General features: G+C 73.0%; 1 protein-coding gene. It reads right to left on the reverse strand.

Features of this window, described 5'->3' with window-relative positions; all coding sequences use genetic code 11:
- Positions 1 to 23,739: a non-ribosomal peptide synthase/polyketide synthase gene (locus tag LDL49_RS29435; RefSeq protein WP_225295549.1), complete on the reverse strand. Its 23,739-nt coding sequence runs from the start codon at positions 23,737 to 23,739 to the stop codon at positions 1 to 3.
- Positions 23,740 to 23,744: the final 5 nt, after the last annotated feature.

The raw sequence follows: 23,744 nt of genomic DNA on the forward strand, positions 1-23,744 counted from the left end.
TCACTGGGGGAGGTGGCGGGCGATCAGCGGGCCCAGGGCCTCCAGGGTGCGGGTGTCCAGCAGTTCGGAATGCCCGCACTCGATGGCGAACGTCCGTAGCTGTCCCCCGACGTACCGGCTCCACTGCTCGGAGGCCGTCCCCGCGAACCCCCGCTCCGGTACGGTCGCGTCGACGAAGACGACGTCTCCGGGGAAGACGCCGTACTCGGCCCGCTCCATCAGGCGATCGCCGGCCAGGTAGTTCTCCACCACCCGGGCGATCTGCGCGTCCTCCAGCGCGGCCACGCCGCCGCCCAGATCCCGGACGAAGCCGACCGCGTCGGCGATCGACATCGTGGCCCGCCGCCCTTCCGGCACCTGGCAGCCCAGCTCGGTCAGCAGGTCGGCGATCGCCGCCGGCCGGTCCCATGCGCCCGCGGGCCTCTCGGCGAAGTCCTTTCGCGTATCGAGCATGCCGAGGAACGTGATTTCGCGCCCGCCGGCCGCCAGGCGTACCGCCACCTGATGCGCCACCGCGCCGCCGAACGACCAGCCGAGCAGGCCGACGGGGCCCTCGGGGACGGTCCGGACGATCAGCCCCGCGTACTCCTCGACCAGCTCGGACATCGTCGCGGGCAGGTCGGTGGTACGGCTCAGCAGGGGCGACTGCAGCCCATAGAGGGGGACGTCCTCGGGCAAGTAGCGCTTGAGCCCGGCGAACTGCCAGCTCAGGCCGCTGGCGGGCGGCAGGCAGAACAGCGGCGGCCGGGTCCCGCCCGCCCGCAGGACCAGCAACGGAGCCATCGCGTCACCGGTGGGCACGGGGCCATCGGTCGGCAGGGGGCCATCGGTCGGCACGGCCTCACCGGTGGTCCGGGCGGGGGGCGCGTCGGCGATCCGCTGGGCGAGGGTGGCGGCCGTGGGCATCGTGAACAGCTCCGCGATCGGGATGTCCAGGCCGAGTTCCCGTCGCAGGGCCGTGGCCAGCCGTACCAGCAGCAGGGAGTGGCCGCCGAGGACGAAGAAGTCGTCGTCCACGCCGACCGAGTCGAGTCCCAGCACCTCCGCGATGACGGCGCAAACGGCCGCCTCGGTGCGCGAGCGCGGCGCCTCGGGGGTGGTCAGCCGGGCGAAGTCGATGTCCGGCAGGGCCGCGCGGTCCACCTTGCCGTTCGGGGTGAGCGGCAGCTCGTCGAGTACCGTCACGACCGAGGGGACCATGTACGACGGCAGGCGCCCGGCGAGATACTCCCGCAGCGGTGGCGTCAATGAGGCGTCGCTGATGGTGGGGTACTCCCGCGGCGGCGGTGCCGATGAGCCGTCGCCGGTGGTGACATACGCAAGGATGCGGGTTTCGCCCTGCGCGTCCTGGCGGACGGTCACCGCGACCTGCCGGACGGCGGGATGCTCGGCCGCGACCGACTCGATCTCGCCCGGCTCGATGCGGAAGCCACGGACCTTGACCTGCTGGTCCGAGCGGCCGAGGAACTCCAGCGAGCCGTCCCGGGTCCAGCGGGCGAGGTCGCCGGTGCGGTAGAGGCGGGCGCCGCGCGTGTACGGATCGGCGACGAACCGGGACGCGGTGAGACCGGGGCGACCCAGGTAACCCCTGCTGACCTGGGCCCCGCCGAGATACAGCTCACCGACGGCGCCGGGAGGCACCGGGCACAGGGCCGCGTCGAGGAGGTGGACCGTGGTGCCCGGCAGGGGGCGGCCGATCGTGGGACGGTCGCACCAGCCGGTGTCCACGGGGGCGAACGTCGCCCAGACGGTCGCCTCCGTGGGCCCGTACAGGTTCGTCACGCTCCGGGCTCTGCCCGCCAGCTCGCGGGCCAGCGGGGGCGGGAGCGCCTCGCCGCCGACCAGCGCCCGCACGCCGCCGAGGTCGACGCCCGGCGACAGCGCCAGCGCCGACCACAGGGACGGGGTCGCCTGCATGACCGTGACCCGTTCGTCCTCGGCCAGCGCGGCGAGCAGTTGCGGGTCGCGTACCTGCTCCTCCGTGGCCATCACGACGCATCCGCCGGCGCGTAGCGGCGCCATCAGCTCGAGTACGGAGATGTCGAAGGACAGGGTGGTCACGGCGAGCAGGCGATCGGACTCGCCGATCGGTGCGGCGGCGGCCACGGCGGCGAGGAACGTCTCCAGGTCCCGATGGGTGACCACCACGCCCTTCGGCCTGCCGGTGGATCCCGAGGTGTAGATGACGTAGGCGGCGGTGTCCGGGTCGGGCGGGACGGGGTGGAAGGGGCGCGGGGGTGCGCCGTGGGAGTCGACGCGGGTCGTGTCGATAAGGGCCGTGCCGTCGGAGTCGATGCGGGCCGTATCGATCAGGGTCGTGCCGTCGAGTACGGCTGGGAACAGTTCGCGCGATCGCTCGTCGGCGACGATGACGGCGGGCCGGGCGTCGTCGATCATGAATCCCAGCCGCTCGGCGGGGAACGCGGGGTCGAGCGGCAGGTACGCGGCCCCCGCCTTGGCGACGCCCAAGACGGCCGCCAGCAGGTCGCCCGAGCGCGGCAGGGCCAGCCCGACCAGGCTCTCCGGGCCGACGCCGAGCTCGGCGAGCCTGGCGGCGAACGCGTTCGAGGCCGCGTCGAGCTCGGCGTAGCTCATCGTCCGGCCACCCGACACGCAGGCGTCCGCGTCGGGCACCGCCTTCGCGCGCGCGGAGAACCGCATGTACCAGGGCGGTTCGGCGAGTTCGGCTTGGCTAGAAACCGGCGCATAGTCGGGCAGGTCAGCAGGTCCAGCCTGCGTGGAAACCGACGCGTACCCCAGCAGGTCATCCGGTTCCACCGGCCCGCCTGATCGCCATCTGGCGAGGTCGTCGAGGTCGGCCGCGGCGAGGATCGGGGCCGTGCCGACCGGCTGGTCCGGCCTGGCCGCGAGTGCGCCGAGCAGCACCAGCAGGCGGTCGAGCAGGCGCCGCGCGGTGCCGTCGTGGAAGCGTGCGGCGTCGTACTCCAGAGTGAGTTCGACCGGCTGTCGCGGGCCGGCGTCGACGAAGGTGAAGTTCAGGTCGACTTTCGGATCGGAGAGGTACGAGGGCGTGTCGCCCGTGGGCAGGCCGAGGACTGCGTCGTGGCCGGTCGGCCGGTGCAGGAAGCCGATCATCACCTGGAAGAGCGGGTTGCGACCCTGTTCGCGTACCGGATTGACCACCTCGACGACCTGCTGGAAGGGCACGTTGGCGTGCTCGAACGCGGCCAGGTCGGCCTCGCGCACCCGGCGCAACAGCTCGGTGAAGGACGGCGAGCCGGAAAGGTCGGCGCGCAGTACGACGGTGTTGACGAAGAAGCCGACCAGATCGTTCAGCACCGCGTCGGCGCGGCCCGAGGTCGGGCTGCCGATCGGGACGTCGGTGCCCGCCCCGAGGCGGTGCAGCAAGGTGGCGAGTGCGGCGTGCAGCACCATGAACAGGCTCGCCGATTCAGCCCTGCCGAGTTCCCGCAGCGGGTCGATCAGCCCCGGCGAGAGCGGCACGGACACTTGACCGGCCCGCCGGGCGTCATGAGCCCGATCAGCTGGGCGGGCGTCGGGAGCCTGGCCGGCCCGGCGATCGCGGGTCTGATCGACCCGGCGGGCGGCGCGTGCCTGCCGGGGGCGGTCGGCGGGGAGGGGGATCTCGTCCGGTAGGCCGTGCAGGCGCTCCTGCCAGTAGGTCCGCTCGGCGGCGTGCCTGCTGGCCGGGTTCCCGGAGTCGCCGAGCAGGTCGCGCTGCCACAGGGTGTAGTCCGCGTACTGCACCGGCAGCGGCTCCCAGTCTGGGGCATGACCAGACCGCCGTGCGGCGTAGGCGGTGTCGAGGTCGCGCAGCAGCGGCCGGTCGGACCACTCGTCCATGGCGATGTGGTGCAGGATCAGGGCCAGGACGCTGTCCCCGGTGTCCTGCTCTTGGATCAGGGTGACCCGCAACGGCGGGTCCGCGGCCAGGTCGAAGGGTCGGGCCACGGCTGCCGACACCACGCTCCCGGTCTCGGCGGCCGGGCAGTCCACGACCTCGACTTCGATCGGGAACGGGTCCAGTACGTCCTGGAACGGCTGGTCGTCTATGACCGTGACCAGCGTCCGCAGCACCTCGTGCCGCGCCACGACGTCTCCGAGCGCGGCCCGGAGGGCGTCGTGGTCGACGGATCCGCGGAGACGGACGAGCAGCGGGTAGTTGTACGCCGTCGAGGTGGGGTCCAGTTGCTGGAGCAGCCAGAGCCGTTCCTGGGCCGCCGACAGCGGCGGGCGCTCCTGCCGCGGGCGGGAGGTGAGCTCGGGGGGTGTGGTCCCGGCTCGGCCGGCGAGACGGGCGGCCAGGCGCGCGGGCGTTCGCGTGTCGAACAGGTCGCGCAACGACAGCTCGACGCCCAAAGCCGCACGCACCAGCCCGAACAGCTGGATGGCGAGCAGGGAGTGCCCACCCCGGTCGAAGAAGTCGTCCTCAGCGCCGAACCCGCCAAGGCCCCCGACACCGAGGACCTCGCCGAACAGTTCGCACAGCCGCCGTTCCAGCTCACCCGCCGGTGCCCTCGAACTCGACGGCAGCGAACGCGGCGCAGGCAGCGCGGCGGTGTCCAACTTGCCGTTGATCGTCAGCGGCAGCGCCTCCACGACCGCGAAGGCCGACGGCACCATGTACCCGGGCAGCACCGACTTCAGCTCGCGATGGACGGCCACAAGCAGCGAGTCCTCGTCACCGGGCTCGTCAGGAACGACATAGGCAACCAACCGTTTGCCACCCGACGGACCGGGAACCGCGAGCACCGCGCTCTGGTGCACGCCCGGCCGTGCCGTCACGGCCGCCTCGACCTCCGCCGGTTCCACCCGATAGCCGCGGATCTTGACCTGATCGTCTGTACGGCCCAGGAAGTCGAGGTTCCCGTCGGCACGGACACGCACCAGGTCGCCGGTACGGTACATCCGCCCACCGCGCCGATGCGGATCCGCCACGAACCGCGAGGCGGTCAGCCCGGCGCGGTCGAGGTATCCGCGGGCCAGCCCTGCCCCGCTGATGTAGAGCTCGCCCGGCACGCCCACGGGCACCGGGCGCAGGGCGGCGTCCAGCACGTAGCCGCGGGTGTTCCAGATGGGCCGGCCGACCGTGGTGCTCGCGCTGTCCTCGGTGCCCGCGCCGAGGGTGTTGATCGTGTACTCGGTCGGGCCGTACAGGTTGTAGCCCGCCACCCCCTCGGCCTCGCGCAGCGCGGTCCACAACGTCTGCGGCACCGCTTCGCCGCCGAGCAGCACCAGGGCCGGACGGTACGAACCGGGCGGCCCCCCATACCGTGCGCCGTCGAGCAGGCCCTGGTCGAGCAGGTGCTGGGCGTACGTCGGGGTCACGTTGACGACGTCGACGCGGTGCCGGTCGCAGTACGCGACGAGCGCGCGGGCGTCGCGGCGCAGCTCTTCGTCACAGATGTGCACGTGATGGCCCTCGACCAGCCACAGCAGTTCCTCCCACGACATGTCGAAGGAGAACGAGACCGTGTGCGCGATCGTGAGGATCCGGTTCCCGGCGGCGGCGATCGTGGGGGCGAAGATGGCCTCGCGGTGGTTGAGCTGCATGTTCGTCAGTCCCCGGTACGGCGTGACCACGCCCTTGGGCCGTCCGGTGGAGCCGGAGGTGTAGATGACGTACGCCGGGTGGTCGAGCCGTCCCGGACTGCCGGGTGCGAAGTCGCCCAGCGCCCGGGCTTCGATCGGGTCCGCCGATCCGGTACGCCCGTCGGCGCCGTCCAGGCACAGCACCGGCACGGGGTGGGAGGCGAGCCGGGGCGCCACGGCTTCGGTGCTGAGCAGCAGGACCGGCCCGGCGTCGGCCAGCATCGCCAGCAGGTGGTCGTCGGGATGGTCCAGTTCGAGGGGAAGGTAGGCGGCCCCGGTACGGAGGACGGCGAACAACGCGGCCACCATGTCGATGGACCGGGGCACGGCCAGCGCGATGATCCGCTCAGGGCCCGCTCCCCGGTCGAGCAGCAGGCGCGCGAGCTGGTTCACCCGCGCGTCGAACTCGGCGTAGGTCAGTGTCCGCGCGCCTGAGGTGAGCGCGGCGGCGTCCGGTGTCCGCCTGGCCTGGGCTCCCATCAGCTCCGCGATGGTCTGGGCGCCGATGGGATGGGTGACGGCGTCCCATTCGGCCTCCAGCGCCGCGCGCTCGTACGGGAGAAGGACGGGTACGTCGGCCACGGTCGTGGCCGGGTGCTCGGAGAGGTGGAGCAGGACCTGTTCCAGCCGGGACAGCAGGGCCCGCGCCCGCTCCGGCGCGACCACGTCGGCGCGGAACTCCAGCCGCACCGCCAGCCGTGCCCCCGGTGTGGCCACCCAGGTGAGCGGGTAGTGCGTGGCGTCCACGCTCCGCACGCCGACGATGCCGTGCTCCTGCTCCAGGTCGGTGAAGGTGTCGTCGTCGAGGAAGTTCTGCAGGACGTACAGGCTGTCGAAGAGCTGGTCACGGCCGGCCGCGCGCTGGATGTCGCCCAAGCCGAGGTACTCGTGCGGCATCATCTCCACGCGGTCGGCCTGCACCCGCCGCATGACCTCCAGCGCGGGCTCGCCCGGAGCCAGCCGGACGTGGACCGGAACGGTGTTGAGGAAGACCCCGATCACCGAGTCGATGCCGTCCAGCTCGGTCGGCCGTCCGGCGACGGTCGTCCCGAACACGGCCTCCTGGCGGCCCGAGGCATGACTCAACACCATCGCCAGCGCCGTGCTGAGCAGCGCGTTGAGCGTCACGCCGGCGCGGCGCGCCCGATCGGTGACCCGCCCGGTCTGCTCCCGGCTCAGCCGGAACGACAGGCTGGTGGCCAGCACCGGCGCGGTCCCCACGGCCGCCGGGAACAGGATGGTCGGCTCCTCGACCCCGGCAAGCGCCCGCGCCCACGCCCGCGCGGACACGTCCGTGTCCTGCCGCCCCAGCCAGGCGAGGTAGTCGGTGAACGTCGCCGGCTGTTCGACGGTCTCCGGCTGTTCGACGGTCTCCGGGGTTGGGCGGTCGTCGCGGGCGAGGGCGTACTGGCCGAACAACTCGCGCAGCACCAGCTCCCGCGACCATCCGTCCCACAGCAGCAGGTGGTACGTGAGCAGCAGCCGGTCGCGCCCGCCGGGCAGCCGGACCACGGTCAGGCGACACAGCGGCGGCCTGGCCAGGTCGAACGGCCGCCGACGATCCTCCTCCATCAGCACTTGGAGCCGGTCGTCGTCGACCGCGTCCGAGCCGTCTTCGACCGCGCCTGAGCTGTCGTCGGCCACGTCAGACAGGTCAACCACGTCGATCGGACTGTCCAGGGCGGTCCCGACCAGGGCCACGGGCCGCGTCGTGCCTTCGGCGGTGAAGCCGAGCCGCATGGCCGCGTGCCGGTCGAGCACGGCGGCGTAGGCGCGGCGGAGGGCCGCGACGTCGAGCCGCCCGGCGAAGTCGAACGCGTTCTGCGCCACGTACACGTCGGCGTCACCCGCGTAGCCCGCCTGGAAGTACAGGCCCTCCTGGAGCGGCGACAGAGGCCAGATGTCCTGTACGTCGACCGAAGCCGCGGCGAGCACCCGGTCGACCTCATCGGGGGTGAGGGTGGGGTGGGTGACCGGGGTGGCTTGGGCGGACCGGTCCGGCCCATCCAAGCCGGAAGACACAGACCCGGAAGTCACCGAGTCAGGTGACACAGGGCCAGGTGACGCAGAGCCAGGTGACGCAGGACTGGGTGATACGAGACCGGGTGACACAGCGGCCAGCTCGCGGGCGGCCGTCGTCCAGCCGTCGGCGAGCGCGTCCACGTCAGCCTCGCCGAGCCCGCCATCCGCGTATGTGAACACGGCGTGCAGCTCCGGCCCCGCCGCCGTGTCGTGGCAGGCGACGTTGATCTCCAGCAGGTACGGGGTGCCCAGGTCGGGGTCCGGGTGGGCCCGCAGTGCCGTCGCCTCGGGCGCGGAGTCCCAGTCGGCGGATCCTCCGGTGGGGAATCGGCCGAGGTAGTTGAAGAGCAGTTGGGGTGTTCCCAGGCGGGCGAGCGCGGGCGCGGTGCGTGCGTTGCAGTAACGCAGCTGCCCGTACCCCAGCCCTCTGTCCGGGGCGGCTCGCAGTGCCTGGCCCACGTCGCCGAGTACGTCTCGGGGGTCACCGGTGACCGCGGGCAGGCGTACAGGGGCGATGGCGGTGAACCAACCCACGGTTCTGGACAGGTCGTCTCCGTCTGCGATCTGCTCGCGCCCGTGGCGCTCCAGGTCGATCACCAGCGGCGCCCCAGGATCACCACCACGCGCCGCACGCCAGCGCGACACCGCGAGGTGCAGCGCGGCAACGAGCACGGCGGTCACATCGGCGACGGGGGCGGCCGATGCGGTGGTCAGCAGCGGTGCGGTCACCCCGGCCTCGGGGACGAACGACGCGGTAGTCAACGGCGGTGTGGTCATGTCGGTCACGGGGGCGGACGACACGGTGGTCAGCAGTGGTGCGGTTACCTCGGGAGGTAGGCGCACGACGTGGTCGCGGGTTTGACCTGCCGTCAGACCAACGGCCGGAGTTGACGGGTCGAGTTCGCCGCCCGGCGCCAGGGTCGTCGTCCAGTGCTCGAACTCGGCGAGCCGGGCGGCCTGGGTGGCGTTCTCGGTGATGGACCGCGCGAAGGCGCGCAACGACGTGCCGACCGGTTCCAGCCGGACGCGCCGGCCGGTGCTCACGGCGTCCCAGCCCTGCCGCAGATCGTCGGTCAGGATCCGCCACGAGACCCCGTCGACCACCAGGTGGTGCGCGACGAGCAGCAGCCTGCCCTGGTGCTCGGGCCCCCGATCGAACCACACCGCCCGCAGTACGTGACCGCCGTCGGGGTCCAGCCGATCGGCGGCGGCGTCGGACTCGGTGGCGACCAGGGCACGCAGGGCGTCCTCGTCGAGCCCCACCGCGTCGACTGAGATCACGACGGGATCGGAGACACCCGCGGGATCGGAGACACCAACGAGATCCGAGGCACCGGCCGGATCGGAGATACCAGCGAGACCGGAGACGCCTGCCGGACTGCCACCGGGACCGGAGACGCCTGCCGGGCTGGAGACACCACCGGGAGCGGGGACAGCACCGGGACCGGGGATGTCGGCGGTACCGGGAATGTCGGCGGCCGGGCGGACCTCCAGGGACCACAGCAGCGGAGACGGTCGGTGCAGCCGCATCCGGAGCGCGTCGTGATGCCCGACGAGCGCGCGGATCAGCGCCACGATCTGCTCGTGGGTCGCGCCCGGTGGGGTGAGCACCAGCTCGGACTGGTTCAGCCGGGAGATCCGCCCACCCAGCTCAGCCAGCCGATGCACGATCGGCATCAGCATGACCTCGCCCAACCCGTCGGACACGACCTCCTCCGGCGCCCGGCCAGACCCAGAGGCCCCGTCCGGAGCACGGCCAGACCCGGACACGACCTCCTCCGGTGCCCGACCGGGTCCGATGTCCGGGCCGCTGACCGCGGCATCCGCGCTGCCGTGGCCGAGCACCCCAGCAAGCGCGCCGCGCACACCCTCGCCGCGCACCCCAACGACCGCACCCCGCTCACCGTGACCGGGCACCCCGGCAACCGCACCCCGCGCACCCTGGCCGATCGCTTCAGCGAGCGCGGCCGGAGTGCGGTGGACGAACACGTCCCGGGGGGACAGCCGCAATGACCGGCGCCGGGCCAGGTTGACCAGCTGAATGGCGATGATGCTGTCACCCCCGAGCACGAAGAAGTCGTCGTCGGGACCGACACCGTCCAGCCGCAGAACCTCTGCGTACAACGCCCGCAACACAGCCACGGGCGACCCCCCGGTGTCGCCAACGACGGCGGCCCGAGCGGGCGAAGGGGCGGGCAGGGCGGTGCGGTCGAGCTTGCCGTTCACCGTGAGGGGCAGCGCGTCGAGCAGGACGAACGCCGAAGGGATCAGGTAACCGGGCAGCCTCTCGGCCAGGTGGGCATGGGCCTCGGCGGCGCCGAGACGCACCCCGCCCCGCACGACCAGGTACGCCACCAGCCGCCGCCGCCCCGGCTCGTCCTCCCGTACGGTGACGGCGGCGTTCACGACTCCGTCCAGCGTCAGCAGCGCGGACTCGATCTCGCCGGGTTCGACGCGGTACCCCCGTACCTTGACCTGCTGGTCGGAGCGGCCTACGTAGACCAGGTCACCGTCGGGAGTCCACCGCGCGAGGTCGCCGCTGCGGTAGAGCCGGGCGCCGCCAGCGTGCGCCACGAACCGCTCGGCGGTCAAGCCGGGGCAGTCGAGGTAGCCGCGGGCCAGCTGATCGCCCGAGACGTAGATCTCGCCGGTGACGCCCGGCGGGACCGGCTGGAGACGGCCGTCGAGCAGGTGTACGCCGAGGCCGGGCAGCGGCCCGCCGACGACACTGTCGCCGCCCGCGTCGGCCGAGGTCAGCGCATGGAACGATACGTGTACGCAGGTCTCGGTGATCCCGTACATGTTCACCAGGCGCGGCGCTCCGTCCACATGGCCCTGGTACCAGGGCGCCAGACGCGCGAGGTCCAGCGCCTCGCCGCCGAAGACCACGTACCGCAGCGCGAGCTCGACCGGCCGCTCCCTTTCGGCCTCCATCAGCGGGTAGAACGCGGACGGGGTCTGGTTCAGCACGGTCACGCGTTCGCGTTCCAGCAGCGCCAGGAAGCGGCGCGGGTCGCGGGCCACGTCGCGGCCGACGACGACCAGGCGCCCCCCGTGCAGCAGCGCGCCCCACAGCTCCCACACCGAGAAGTCGAACGCGTACGAGTGGAACATCGTCCACACGTCAGAGGGACCGAAGTCGAACAGCTCCCCGGCCGCCGCGAACAGCGACAGCACGTTGCGATGGGTCACCGCCACCCCCTTGGGCAGCCCCGTCGAACCCGAGGTGTAGATGACGTACGCCGCGTTGTCCGCCGACAGCGGGAGCCGGGGCGGCGCGGCGGTGGAGTGGCCGGCGAGGACGTTCGGGTCGTCCAGCAGCATGACCGGCACCGTGACCGGAGGCAGCGAGTCCAGCGTCGCGCGGTCGGTCAGCAGGCATACGGGGGCCGAGTCGGCGAGGATGTGGCCGAGCCGTCCGGCCGGGGCGCCGATGTCCAGCGGTACGTAGCAGCCGCCCGCCTTCACGACCGCGAGCAGGGCGACGACGAGGTCCGCCGAGCGGGGCAGCGCGACGGCGACCCGCGACTCCGGCCGTACGCCCCCGGCGGTCAGCGCGCGGGCCAGCCGATTGGCGGCCGCGTCCAGCTCGGCGTGCGTGAGCGCGGTGTCGCCCGAGGTGACGGCGATGGAGCCCGGCCGGACCGGTGCGGCGGCGTACGCGTCGGCGAGCGTCAATCCGTCCGCCATCCCAAAGCCCCGGGAAACAGACGACCCGGACAGCGGCTCGGACCGCGCCCCAAGCACGTCAAGTACATCCGGCACGTCCAGCCGCGAGACCGGCGTGCCCGGAGCGGTGGCCAGCTGGTCGAGGACGCGTCCTACATGGTCGAGCAGCCGGCGGGCCGCCCGTTCCCCGACCAGCTCGACGTCGTACTTGATCTCCAGCGTCAGCCGCTCCCCCGGAAAGGCCACCAGAGAGACCGGATAGTGCGGTGCGTCGGTGCCGGTGAAGCCCAGCACGCTCAGCCCGTCCCGCGCACCACCCCGCACGGCGGGGAAGTTCTCCACCACCACCATCGTGTCGAAGAACTCCCGGACCCCAGCCAGGGCGGCGAGCTCCCCGAGCCCCACCTGCTGCACGTCCAGCAGGTCCGTCTGCTGCTCCTGAAGCCGGGCGAGCACCTCGCGCAGCGTGTCGCCGGGGCGCCAGGACATCGGAACCGGAACGGTGTTGATCAGGAGGCCGACGATCGACTCGACGCCGGGCAGCTCTCCGCCCCGCCCCGACACCGTGGAGCCGAAGACCACCTGCTCCCGCCCGAGCAGCCCGCCGAGCAGCAGCCCCCAGGCGCCGTGCACGAACGTACTGAGGGTCACCCCCTGCTCGCGGGCGGCCTCGACGAGGGCGCCCGTGCGGTCGGCGGGCAGCGCCACGTGGACGCTTTCGTGCCGGGACACCCTCTCCCCCTGCGCGCCGACCAGGCGGGTGGCGGAGTCGATGCCGGACAGCGCGCGGGCCCACACCTCGCGGGCCCGTCCACGGTCCAGGGCGGTCACCGCCTCGACATGGTCGCGGAACGTCACCGCCGGGGCGGGCAGGTCGTACCCGCTTCCGGACCGGCCGCGCTCGTAGGACTCCAGCAGGTCGCCGAACACCAGCGGGTACGACCAGCCGTCGGCGAGGATGTGGTGCATGGTCTCCACGAGCCGATGGTCGGCGGGACCGAGCGAGACCAGCGCGTAACGCAGCAGGGGCGCGGCCGACAGGTCGAACGGCTCGGCCAGCTCGGCGGCCGTGACCTCGGCCAGCCGCTCGCTCGCCACCGCCGCGTCCAGACCGGTCAGGTCCACCTCCCGCCACGGCACGTCCACGGCGCCGGCGATCACCTGGACCACCCGGCCGTCGGCCACCTCCCGGAAGCAGGCGCGCAGGGCGTCGTGGCGGTGGACCACCGCCTCCACGGCGTGGCGCAACGCCGTCCGGTCGACCGGGCCGGACAGCTCGGCCACCTGCTGCACGATGTACGTGTCGGTCTGGTCCTCGGCGAAGGACGCGTGGAAGTACATGCCCTCCTGCAACGGCAGCAGCGGGAGGATGTCCCGCACGCCGTCCGGCGCGAGCCGGTCCAAGTCGCCCTGGGTCAGCTCGACCAGCGGGAAGTCGGAGGGAGTACGCCCGGCGAGCTCGGCGCACCGGGTCAGGGCGGTCAGCGCGGCCATCCACAGCTCCGCCAGCTCGCCCACGTCAGCGGCCGTCATGACGCCGGACGGCCAGGACAGCGTGGCCGAGAACACGGTGCCCGCCCGCCCGTCCCGGGCCAGCGCGTTGATCTCCAGTCCCATCGCGGGATTGCTCGGGTGGACGCCTTCGCGCAGCGCACCTGTCGCCGCCCAGTCGGCGCCCTCGTCGGCGGCGAACCGTCCCAGGTAGTTGAACAGGATCTGCGGTGGCTCGCCCCGCAGGTCCACCTCGCCGTCCAGGTAGTGCAGGACCCCGTAGCCCAGGCCCTGCCGGGGTACGGCGCGGAGCTGCTCCTTGATCCGCTTCGCCGCCGCCGCCAGGGCGGGCCCCGCCTCGGTGACCTCCGTCCAGTGCAGCGGTCCTGGGTCGAGGCGTACGGGGTGGATGGCGGTGAACCAGCCGACCGTACGGGACAGGTCCACGCCGTCGAGGGCGTCGCGGCCGTGGCTCTCCAGGCTGAGGACCACGGCCGAGCCGGCCCTCTCGCCGCGCCAATGGGCGAGTGCGGCGGCGAAGCCGGTCAGCAGGACATCGTTGACGCCGCCGTGCATCGCGGCGGGCACGGCCGACAGCAGGGCGGCGCTCACCTCGCCGGGCAGCGAGACCGTCAGCGACTCCACGGTGGCGGCCGTGTCGGTCGCGGGGTCGAGCGGGCGCGTACCGAGCCGGGGGTCCTCGGTGGCCAGGACGGCCCGCCAGTGGTCGAGCTCGTCGCGGAACGTGCCTCGCGCGCTCGCCTCCTCGACCAGCTTCGACCAGGTACGGAAGGAGGTCGGCACCTCGTCGGGCACGGGCGCGCGGCCCGCCCGTACCTCCGCCCAGACCCGCGCGAGATCGTCGGCGAGCACCCGCCAGGAGACGCCGTCGATCACCAGGTGGTGGATGACCAGCAGCAGGCGACCCGGCCCGGACCCGGAGTCGAACCAGACCGCCCGCAGCATGATCCCGCGATCCGGATCGAGCTGGTCGGCGGCCAGCCGGGTGGCCGCCTCCACATCCCCTAGGGCGGACTGAGTGAGCAGCGCGTCCGCCGCGCGGAACGCCTCCGGTGGCGGCACCGACAGCACCCATTCGGCGTCGCCGTGGCGGTCGAGCCGGGCGCGCAGCAGGTCGTGGCGCTCGCCGACGGCCTGGAGTACGCGTTCCAACTGCGCGCGGGTCATGCCGGACGGGGTGCGGAAGACCATCGACTGGTAGAAGTGCTCCAGCGGCGTCCCCGCCCGCATGGTCTCGACGAGCATCGGGGTGAGCGCGACCGTACCTTCGCCGTTGTCCCGTGGCCCGCTCGGAGCGGCCTGGGGCGCGGCCGCGGCGAGCGCCCGCACGGTGCGGCGGCGGAAGACGTCGCGCGGGGTGAGGTGCAGGCCGGCCTTGCGCGCGCGGCCGGTCACGGCGATCGAGGAGATGCTGTCGCCGCCGAGAGCGAAGAAGTCGTCGTCGATGCCGACCTCCGGCAGGCCGAGCACCTCGGCGTAGATGCCGCACAGGGTACGCTCGCGGTCGTCGCGCGGCCGGTCACCGCCGCCGACGGGGGCCACGGGCTCGGGCAGCGCGGTGACGTCGAGCTTGCCGTTGACGGTCAGCGGCAGCTCGCCGACGACGCCGTACAGCGCGGGGACCATGTAGCCGGGCAGCCGCTCGGCCAGCGCGGCTCGCAGGTCCGCGACGAGGGCGGCCCGGTCGGACCCGTCCACGGGCACCACGTACGCGACCAGCTTCTTCAGGCCGGTCACCGCCGAGTCGGTACGTGCGACGACCGCGGCCTGCCGGACCTGTGGCAGCGCGGCCAGCGCCGACTCCACCTCGCCGAGCTCGACCCGGTAGCCGCGGATCTTCACCTGGTCGTCGACCCGGCCGAGGAAGTCGAGGTTGCCGTCCGGGCGTTGCCGTACGAGGTCCCCGGTCCGGTACATGCGCCCGCCCGGCACGAACGGATCCGCCACGAACCGCGCGGCGGTCAGGCCCGGCGCGTGCAGGTAGCCGTGCGCGAGCCCGGCGCCCGTCACGTAGAGCTCGCCGAGCACGCCGGGGTGGACCGGGCGCAGCCAGGCGTCCAGGACGTACGCGCGGGTGTTCCAGATGGGCCGGCCCACGGTCGGGGTGGCGCTGTCACGCGTGCCCGCGCCCAGGGTGTTGATCGTGTACTCGGTCGGCCCGTACAGGTTGTAGCCCTCGGCGCCGCCCGGCTCGCTCAGCCTGTCCCAGACGGCTTCGCTGACCGCCTCGCCGCCCAGCAGCACCAGGCGGGGCGGATGCCCGTCCCGGTCCAGCAGCCCCTCCTCGAACAGGTGGTGGGCGTACGTGGGAGTCACGTTGATCACGTCGATCCGGTTCGCGCGGCAGTAGGCGGTCAGCGCGGCGGCGTCCCGGCGCAGCTCCTCGTCGCAGATGTGCACCTCGTGGCCCTCGACGAGCCACAGCAGCTCCTCCCACGACATGTCGAAGGAGAACGACACCGTGTGCGCGATGCGCAGCCGCTCCCGCCCGGCGCTCCGCGCGCGGGCGATAGCCGGTTCGAAGATCTCGGCCCGGTGGTTGAGCTGCATGTTGGTCAGTCCCCGGTACGGCGTGACCACGCCCTTGGGCCGGCCGGTGGAGCCCGAGGTGTAGATGACGTACGCCGGATGCTCCAGCCTGCCCGGGGCCGTACTGGCAAAAGTCCCCAGCTCGGCGTCGCTCAGCGGAGGTGCGGGCGGCGTGGCCGACGCGCCGTCGAGCACCAGGCACTCCCCGCCCAGCCGCCGCTGCCGCTCGGCCAGCGGTGTGCCCGCGTCGGCGCACACCAGCAGCACCGGCCGGGCGTCGTCGAGCATCTCGGCGAGCCGGTTCACCGGGTGATCGAGGTCGAGCGGGAGATAGGCGGCACCAGTACGCAGGACGGCGAACAGCGCGACCACCATCTCGACGCCGCGCGGCAGCCCCAGCGCCACGATCCGGCCCGGCCCCGCGCCCTTGGCCAGCAGCAGCCGGGCGCAGCGGTTGATCCGGCCGTCCAGCTCGGCGTAGGTCAGCGACAGCTCCCCGAACACCAGGGCGACCTCGTCCGGGCAACCCTTGGCCCGCTCGGCGAGCAGGTCGGCGATGGTCGCCTCGCCGATCGGGTGCTCCGTGGCCGCCCACTGCCCGGCCAGCTCGGCGCGCTCCTCGTCGAGCAGGGGGTCGAGCGCGCCCGCCTGGACCGGCAGGCCGTCGGCGAGCGACTCCAGCAGGCGGCTGAAGCGCCGGACCAGCCGGCGCGCGTCCGCCTCCGTCACCGCGTCGGGGCGGTATTCGAGCTTGATCCGCAGGTTGGCGCCGGGGGTCAGGACCCAGGTGTACGGGTAGTGGGTGGTGTCGACGTACTCCACTCCGACGATGCCCTGCTCGCGCTCCAGGTCGGTGAAGGTGGCGTCGGACAGGAAGTTCTGCAGGACGTACAGGGTGTCGAAGAGCTGCTCCTGACCGGCGGCGCGCTGGATGCCGCCGAGTCCCAGGTATTCGTGCGGCGCCAGCCGGATGCGGTCCTCCTGGGCCCGGCGCGCCAGCTCGATCACCGTCAGGTCGGGCGAGGCCGTCACGCGGGCCGGGACGGTGTTGAGGAACAGGCCGATCACGTTCTCGATCCCGGGCAGGCCCGCGGGCCGTCCCGCGACCGTCGTGCCGAACACGACGTCGGTGCGCCCGGTCTCGTACCCGAGGAGGAGGCCGAGCGCGGCGGTCAGCAGCGAGTTGAGCGTGACCCCGCCGCGCCGGGCCTGCTCCCCCAGCCGGGTCGTCACCTCGGCGGGGAGCGCCGCCAGGACGCGTTCGGAGGGGATCGGCTCCCGGCCGACCGCCTCCGGGACCAGGATGGTCGGCCCGGAGACGCCGACGAGCGCGGCGGCCCAGGCGGCGGTGGAGGCGTCGCGGTCGCGGGCGGCGATCCAGGCGAGGTGGTCGGTGAACGCCGCCTGCGCCGGGGGCAAGGCGCCGCGCTCGCCTCGGGACTCGTACAGCGCGAACAGCTCGCGCAGCACCAGCTCGCGCGACCAGCCGTCCCAGAGCAGGAAGTGCGCGGTGAGCAGCAACCGGTCCCGGCCGCCGGGGAGGCGGATGACGGTCAGTCGGACCAGGGGCGGTCGGCCGAGGTCGAACGGCTCCTCCCGGTCGGACCGCAGCAGCTCCTCGAGGGCATCCGCCCGGTCCGTCCCGGGGCCGTGCGACAGGTCCACGACCGCGACCTCGGCCGGGACATCGGCGCCGATGTACTGCACGACACCGGGCACGCCGTCGCCGGTGAATCCGGCCCGCAGCGTGGGATGGCGCCGCAGCAGCGCCGCGAACGCCGTGGTCATGGCCTCGACGTCGAGCCGGTGGTCGAAGTCGAACACGTTCTGCGCGATGTAGGTGCCGGCACCCTCGGAGTAGGCCGCCTGGTAGTAGACGCCCTCCTGGAGGGGCGACACCGCCCAGATGTCGGCCACCGGAACCTGGCTGTTCGCCACGACGTGGTCAATCTCCGCCCGCGTCAGCGACACGGTCGTCAGCTCGGCCGGGACCAGGGAGGTCACCGGTTCGCCGCCTGTCAGGTGCGCCTCGATGGCAGAGGGAGTGCGCAGGCGGAAGACGTCCTCCGTGGTCAGCTCGATCCCGTCCTTGGCGAGCAGGCTGACGACGCGGATGGCGAGGATGCTGTCGCCCCCGGCGGCGAAGAAGTCGTCGTGGGCACCGATGCCGTCGAGGCCGAGCACCGTACCGAAGTGCCGGCAGACCAGCGCCTCCCTGGTGGTACGCGGCAGTCCGCCTCTGGCGATGGGCTCGGGGTCCGGCAGTGCCCGGCGGTCCCGCTTGCCGTTGGGCAGGGTCGGCAGGCGGTCCAGGACGGTCACGGTCGCGGGGACCAGGTAGGCGGGCAGCTCAGCTCGCAGGGTCGCGCGAAGGGCGTTGGGGTCGAGCTCCTCACCTGGAGCGGCCACCACGTACGCGTGCAGGGAACGCGTGCTCTTGCCTGTAGCGCGTACGGCGACCACGGCGTCGGCCACGCCTGGACGGCGCATCAGGGCGGCCTCCAGCTCACCCGGTTCCACCCGATAGCCGTTGATCTTCACCTGGTCATCGGCCCGGCCGAGGAACTCGACCCGGCCGTCAGCCGTCCACCGGCCGAGGTCGCCGGTGCGGTAGAGCCGGGCGCCGTCGGTGTACGGGTCGGCCACGAAGCGGGTGGCCGTCCCGCCGCCCTGACCCAGGTACCCGAGAGCGAGCTGAACCCCGCCGACATAGATCTCCCCGACCGCGCCGGGCGGAACGAGGTCGAGAGCGGCATCCAGCAGGCAGACCCGCGTGCCGGGCACGGGCCTGCCCAGCGTCACCGGCCCCGCCGGTTCGACCTCGCCCTGGAGTACGTCACCCGCCACCTCCGAAGACCCGTAGGAGTTGACGATCCGGGCACCGGGAGACGTCTGCCGGAGCGCGTTCACGCAGGCCCGATCGAGGGGTTCCCCGCTGCAGATCCAGCGTCTGAGCGCGCTGAGCCGCGCCGGTTCCGTGTCCGCCAGCGCACCGGCCAGGCTGGGCACGGCGAGCAGCTGGGTCGCCCCGGACCGCTCGACGAGCCTGGCCAGCGCGGCGCCGTCGGTGGCCTCGGTGGCGTCGGCGATGACCGTCGTGGCCCCGGCGACCAGGCCGCCGAGCAGCTCCGTGGTGCCGTCGATGAAGCTCAGCGAGCTCTTCGCCACCCGGACGCCGGACCCCCACTCCCGAGCGGCCCAAACCAGCCGGTTGGCGAGCGCCTCCTGCGTCCCGACGACCGCCTTCGGCCGACCCGTCGAGCCGGAGGTGTACACGACCGAAACGGCATCCCCCGGGCCGGTAGCCACGTCGATGGTGGCCTCCACCTCGGCGATGGCGTCGGCCGCGGCTCGTACGGTGAGCGTCGGCAGATCGTGCGGTGGCAGCGACCTGGCGCTCGCCTCGTCGGTGAGCACGCACACCGGACGCGCGTCCCCGAGCATGAACTCGATCCGGGCCGCCGGATAGCCGGGGTCGACCGGAAGGTAGGCGGCCCCGGCGCGCATGACGGCGAGAAGGGCCACGGCCATGTCCGCCGAGCGGCTCGTCGCCACCGCGACGACGTCGCCGCGCCGCACCCCCGCCCGGGTCAGCGTCCGGCCCACCCTCCGGGCGCGATCGTCCAGCTCGGCGTAGGTGAGCACGCGCTCCCCGCAGACGACGGCCGTACGCTCCGGATGCCCGGCCACCTGCCGCGCGAACAACTCCACCACCGTGCCGCCCACCCGAGCCGGCGCACCGGAACCGACGGCCGTCAGCCGCTCGCGCTCCTCCTCGGTCACCAGCTCCAGCCGCTCGCAGGCCCGTTCGGGGTCGTCGGCGAGGGCGGTCAGCACCATCTCGTACTGGCGGGCCAGCCGGGCCGCGGCAGCCGCCCCGACCACCCGCCGGTCGTGGGTCAGCGTGACGGCGATCCGCGCACCCGGCTTGGCCATCAGGGTCACCGGGTAGTGCGGCGCCTCGACGGTGTGCACCGCCGCGATCCGGACCTCGCCCGCCGGGGTGGGCTCGGCCGGGTAGTTCTCGATGACCACCAGCGTGTCGAACAGCTCCGGCACGCCCAGCCGCCGCTGCAGCCGGGCCAGCGAGACGTGCTCGTGCTCCACGACCTCACGCCGGTCGCGGGCGAAGCGCCGTACCACGGTGGCGATCGAGTCCCCGGGCACCCACCGTACCCGCGCGGGAACGGTGTTGATCAGCAGCCCGACCATGGAGTCGATGCCCGCGACGTCGGCCGCCCCGCGACCGGACACGGTCGAGCCGAACGTCACGTCGGTCCGACCGGCCAACCGCCCGACGAGGATCCCCCAAGCGGCGGCGATGACGGCGCCGACCGTCAGCCCGTGCGCCCGCGCCCAGTCACGCACCCGGTCGCCGACGTCCGCGGGCAACTCCCGCTCGACCCGCCCGAACCCTTGGCCCACCTCATCGATGAGCCCGGCGGCTTGCGGGGCGCCCAGCGCGTCGGCGAGCCTGGTCGGCTCGTGCACGTCAGCCAGGACGTCCGCCCAGGCCTCCGTCGCCACGTCAGGGTCCTGCGCGGCCAGCATCCGCAGGAATTCCCGGTACCGCGCGGGCGCGGGCAGCGCCTCGGCCTTGTAGAGCGCCAGCAGGTCGCGCAGGAGCAGCGGCACCGACCAGCCGTCGGCCAGGATGTGGTGCACGGTGTGGATCAGCACGTGCCGTCGCTCGCCGAGCCTGAGCAGCGCGTACCTCATGGACGGAGGCCGGCCCAGATCGAACGGCACGGACCGCTCCGCCGCGGCGATGGCGGCCACCCGCGCTGCGACGTCCTCGCCACCAAAGCCGGTGAGATCCTCCACTCGCCACGGCGCCCGCGGACGGCCGGCGATCACGGACACGACCCGCCCATCGCCGACAGTACGGAAGGCCGCGCCCAGGTTGGGGTACCGGTCGATCAGCCGGTCCGCCGCCAGCCGTAACCGGTCGCCGTCGAGCGGGCCGGTCAGCTCAATGGACTGCTGGACGACGTACGGGTCGGCGTCGCGGGAGAAGGTGGCATGGAAGTAGAGGCCGAGCTGCAGCGGCGACAGGGGAAGCACTTCCCGCAGATCGGGTGCGGCGGCCTCGATGGCGGCCACGTCGCCGGGCTCCAGGGCGAGGAGGGGGAAGTCCGAGGGGGTATGCCCGGCGACCGTCTCGCTCGTGGCGATGCCGGTGAGCACCTCGGTCCACAGGTCGGCCAGCGCCCGCACCCGGCCGGCGTCGAGTACACCGCCGGGCCAGCTGAACCGCGTCTCCAGCACCGGCCCACCGGCCGTGTCCACGGCGACCGAGTTGATCTCCAGTACGCGCGGCAGCGGCATGCGCGGGTCGCGCCGCTCGACCACGATCTCGGTGTCACCGACGGCCGCCCACGCCTCGGTGGACCCGCCCGCGAACCGCCCGAGGTAGTGGAACAGCACCTGCGGCGCCACCACCAGGTCGGGACGGGGTTCGTCACCGAGATAACGCAGAGCGCCGTAGCTCAGCCCGCGGCCAGGGACCGCGCGAAGCTGCTCCTTGACCGCTTTCACCGCATCGCCGTACGCGGCGTCGGCCGGGCCCGGATCGAGTACGGCCGGGAAGAGCGTGGTGAACCAGCCGAAGGTACGGGAGAGATCGACGTCCCCCACGGCGTCTTCCTCGCGCCCGTGCCCCTCCAGCTCCAGCAGCACCTCGGAACCGGCATCCGGACGGTGTCCGGCCCGCCACCGGCCCAGGGCGATCGCCGCCGCCGCGACCAGCACGTCGTGCACGCCACCGTGAACGGCCGCGGGCACCGCGCCGAGCAGGCGGGCGGCCACGGGTGAGGGGACCGCGACCGTCAGCGACTCCTCGGCGGCCACCACGTCACGCCGCGGGTCCAGGGGCCGCTCCCCCAGCATCGGGTCAGGCGTGGCCGCGGCCCGCAGCCAGTACGCCTCGTCATCGGCGAACGCGCCCGCGCGGGTGCGTTCGCGCAGCAGCGTCGCCCACTGCCTGAACGAGGTGGGTACGCCGGGCAGCGACACCGCCTGCCCGTCGCGTACCGCCGCCCAGGCGTGGCCGAGGTCCTCCAGGAGCACACGGAGCGACACCCCGTCCACGATCACGTGATGGATCACCACCACGAGCCGGCCCTGCGCGTGCGGCCCGGCATCCAGCCACACCAGATCGACCATCCGGCCACCGACCGGATCCAACCGCCCTGCCGCCGCCGTGATCTCCCGGTCCACCACGAGGTCGAGTTGCCGCGCCGCCGGTGTGATCTCGCCGTCCGGGCCAGCCGCCACCGGCGCCGCGTTGCCGCCGGACACGTCCACGCGGGTGATCAGCTGTGCCGCCCGGGGTGAGCCCACCGGCTGGACCGACAGGGTCCAGGGCGACGCGCCGTCGGTCCGGGCCCGCAGCAGGTCGTGGGTGGCGAGTACGGCGTCGACGACGCGTTCGAGCTGTTCAGCCGTCATGCCGGCCGGTGTGCGGACCGTCATCGACTGGATGAACCCGTCCATCGATGGGCCGGTGGCCTGGAGCCACTCGGTGATGGGAGTCGCGGGCACCTCACCGACGGCGCCGGTGGTGGGTCCTGGGGTCGGGGCGACCTCGGTCACCGTGACCGCCAGCGCGGCGGGGGTGGGATGGGCGAACAGGTCACGGGCCCGCACCATGAGTCCCGCGCGCCGCGCCTGCCGGACCACGCCGATCGCGACGATGCTGTCACCGCCCAGCGCGAAGAAGTCCTCCTCGGCCCCCACCTCCTCCAGGCCGAGGACCCGCGCGAAGATCTCGCAGAGAGCACGTTCCCGCCCGGCCCGCGACTCGCCCATGCTGGGGCCCTGCCCACCCGACTCCGGCAGGGCACGACGAGCCACCTCAGGCTCCGGCAGGGCCCGGCGGTCCACCTTGCCGTTGGCGGTGACCGGGAAGTGGTCGAGGACGACGAAGGCGCTCGGCACCATGTACTCGGGCAGCCGGTCGGCGCACCAGCGCCGTAGTTCCGCCGCCGGCAGGTCGTCGTGGGAGGTCACGTACCCGATGAGGTGCCGTACGCCCGCCGCGTTCGTACCCACGGTGACGGCCGCCTGCCGGACCCCCGGGTACGTGGCGAGCACGGCCTCCACTTCCTCCGGCTCCAGCCGCATGCCGCGGATCTTCACCTGGTTGTCCGCCCGCCCCACGAACTCCAGCGAGCCGTCGGCGTTCCAGCGCGCCAGGTCACCGGTGCGGTACATCCGGGAACCGCCGTCGCCGAACGGGTTGGCCACGAACCGGGAGCCGGTCAGCGCGGGGGCGTTGATGTAGCCGCGCCCGAGCAGGAACCCCGCCGCGTACAACTCACCGACCGCGCCCTCGGGCAGCGGCTCCAGCCTGTCGTCCAGCACGTAGAGCTGCGTGTGCGGGTTGGGGCGGCCGATCGAGGTCGCGATGCGCTCGGCGGTGTCCCGGTAGATGACGTGCGAGACGCCGATGGTCGCCTCGGCCGGGCCGTAGCCGTGGTAGAGGGTGGTGGACAGCCGGCTCCGGAACCGGTCGAACAGCTCCGGGGTGAGCACCTCGCCACCGCACCACACGTGCTTGAGCCCGGCCAGCAGCGAGGTCCCGTCGGCCATCTCCAGCAGGGTGTCGAGCATCGACGACACCAGATAGACGAACGTCACCCCCTCCCGCGCGATCAGGTCCAGCAGGTATTGGGGGTCACGTTCGCCACCGGGCTCGGCGACGACCACGTAACCGCCGGAGACGAGCGGCAGCAGGATCTCGTTGACCGAGATGTCGAACGACAGCGGCGCCTTGAACAGCGAAGCGTCCCCCGGCCCGAATCCCAGGATCTCCTCGACCTGCCACAGCAGCCGGGTGCTGATCGCCTCGTGCCGGATCATCGCCCCCTTGGGCGTGCCCGTGGAACCGGAGGTGAACATCACGTACGCGAGCCGTCCCCCGCCGATGGGCGGCAGCGGCGGCGGCTCGACGGGTTCGCGGCCGTAGCGCCAGGTGCCGAGGTCCACCTCTATGACGGAGTCACCGGTCTCCATGCCGGGGGCGGCGATGACCAGGCCCGCCCCGGCCTCGGCGCGTACCTTGGCTCGGCGTTCGGCGGGCCAGGACGGCTCGACCGGTACGAACGCGCCGCCCGCGACCATGACCGCCAGCACGGCGACGACCAGCTCCGCCGAGCGGGGGGTGGACACGGCGACGACGTCCTCCGCCCCCAGGCCGCGACCGCGCAGGTGGTGCGCGAGCTGAAAGACGTGGGTGCCCAGTTCGGCGTACGTGAGGCGGGCGCCGGACGCCACCACCGCGAGGGCGTGGGGGGTGCGGTGTACCTGTGCGGTGAACAGGTCGGCGACCGTGGTGATCGTCTCCGGAGTGGTCGCGTTGTTCCACCTGCGCAGTGCCTCAAGTCGCTCGCCTATGCCGTCCGGACGCCCTGGGTTCACGGTATTCGCCACGAAAT

This window comes from Nonomuraea aurantiaca (genome assembly GCF_020215705.1).
In the GTDB taxonomy this organism is placed as follows: domain Bacteria; phylum Actinomycetota; class Actinomycetes; order Streptosporangiales; family Streptosporangiaceae; genus Nonomuraea; species Nonomuraea aurantiaca.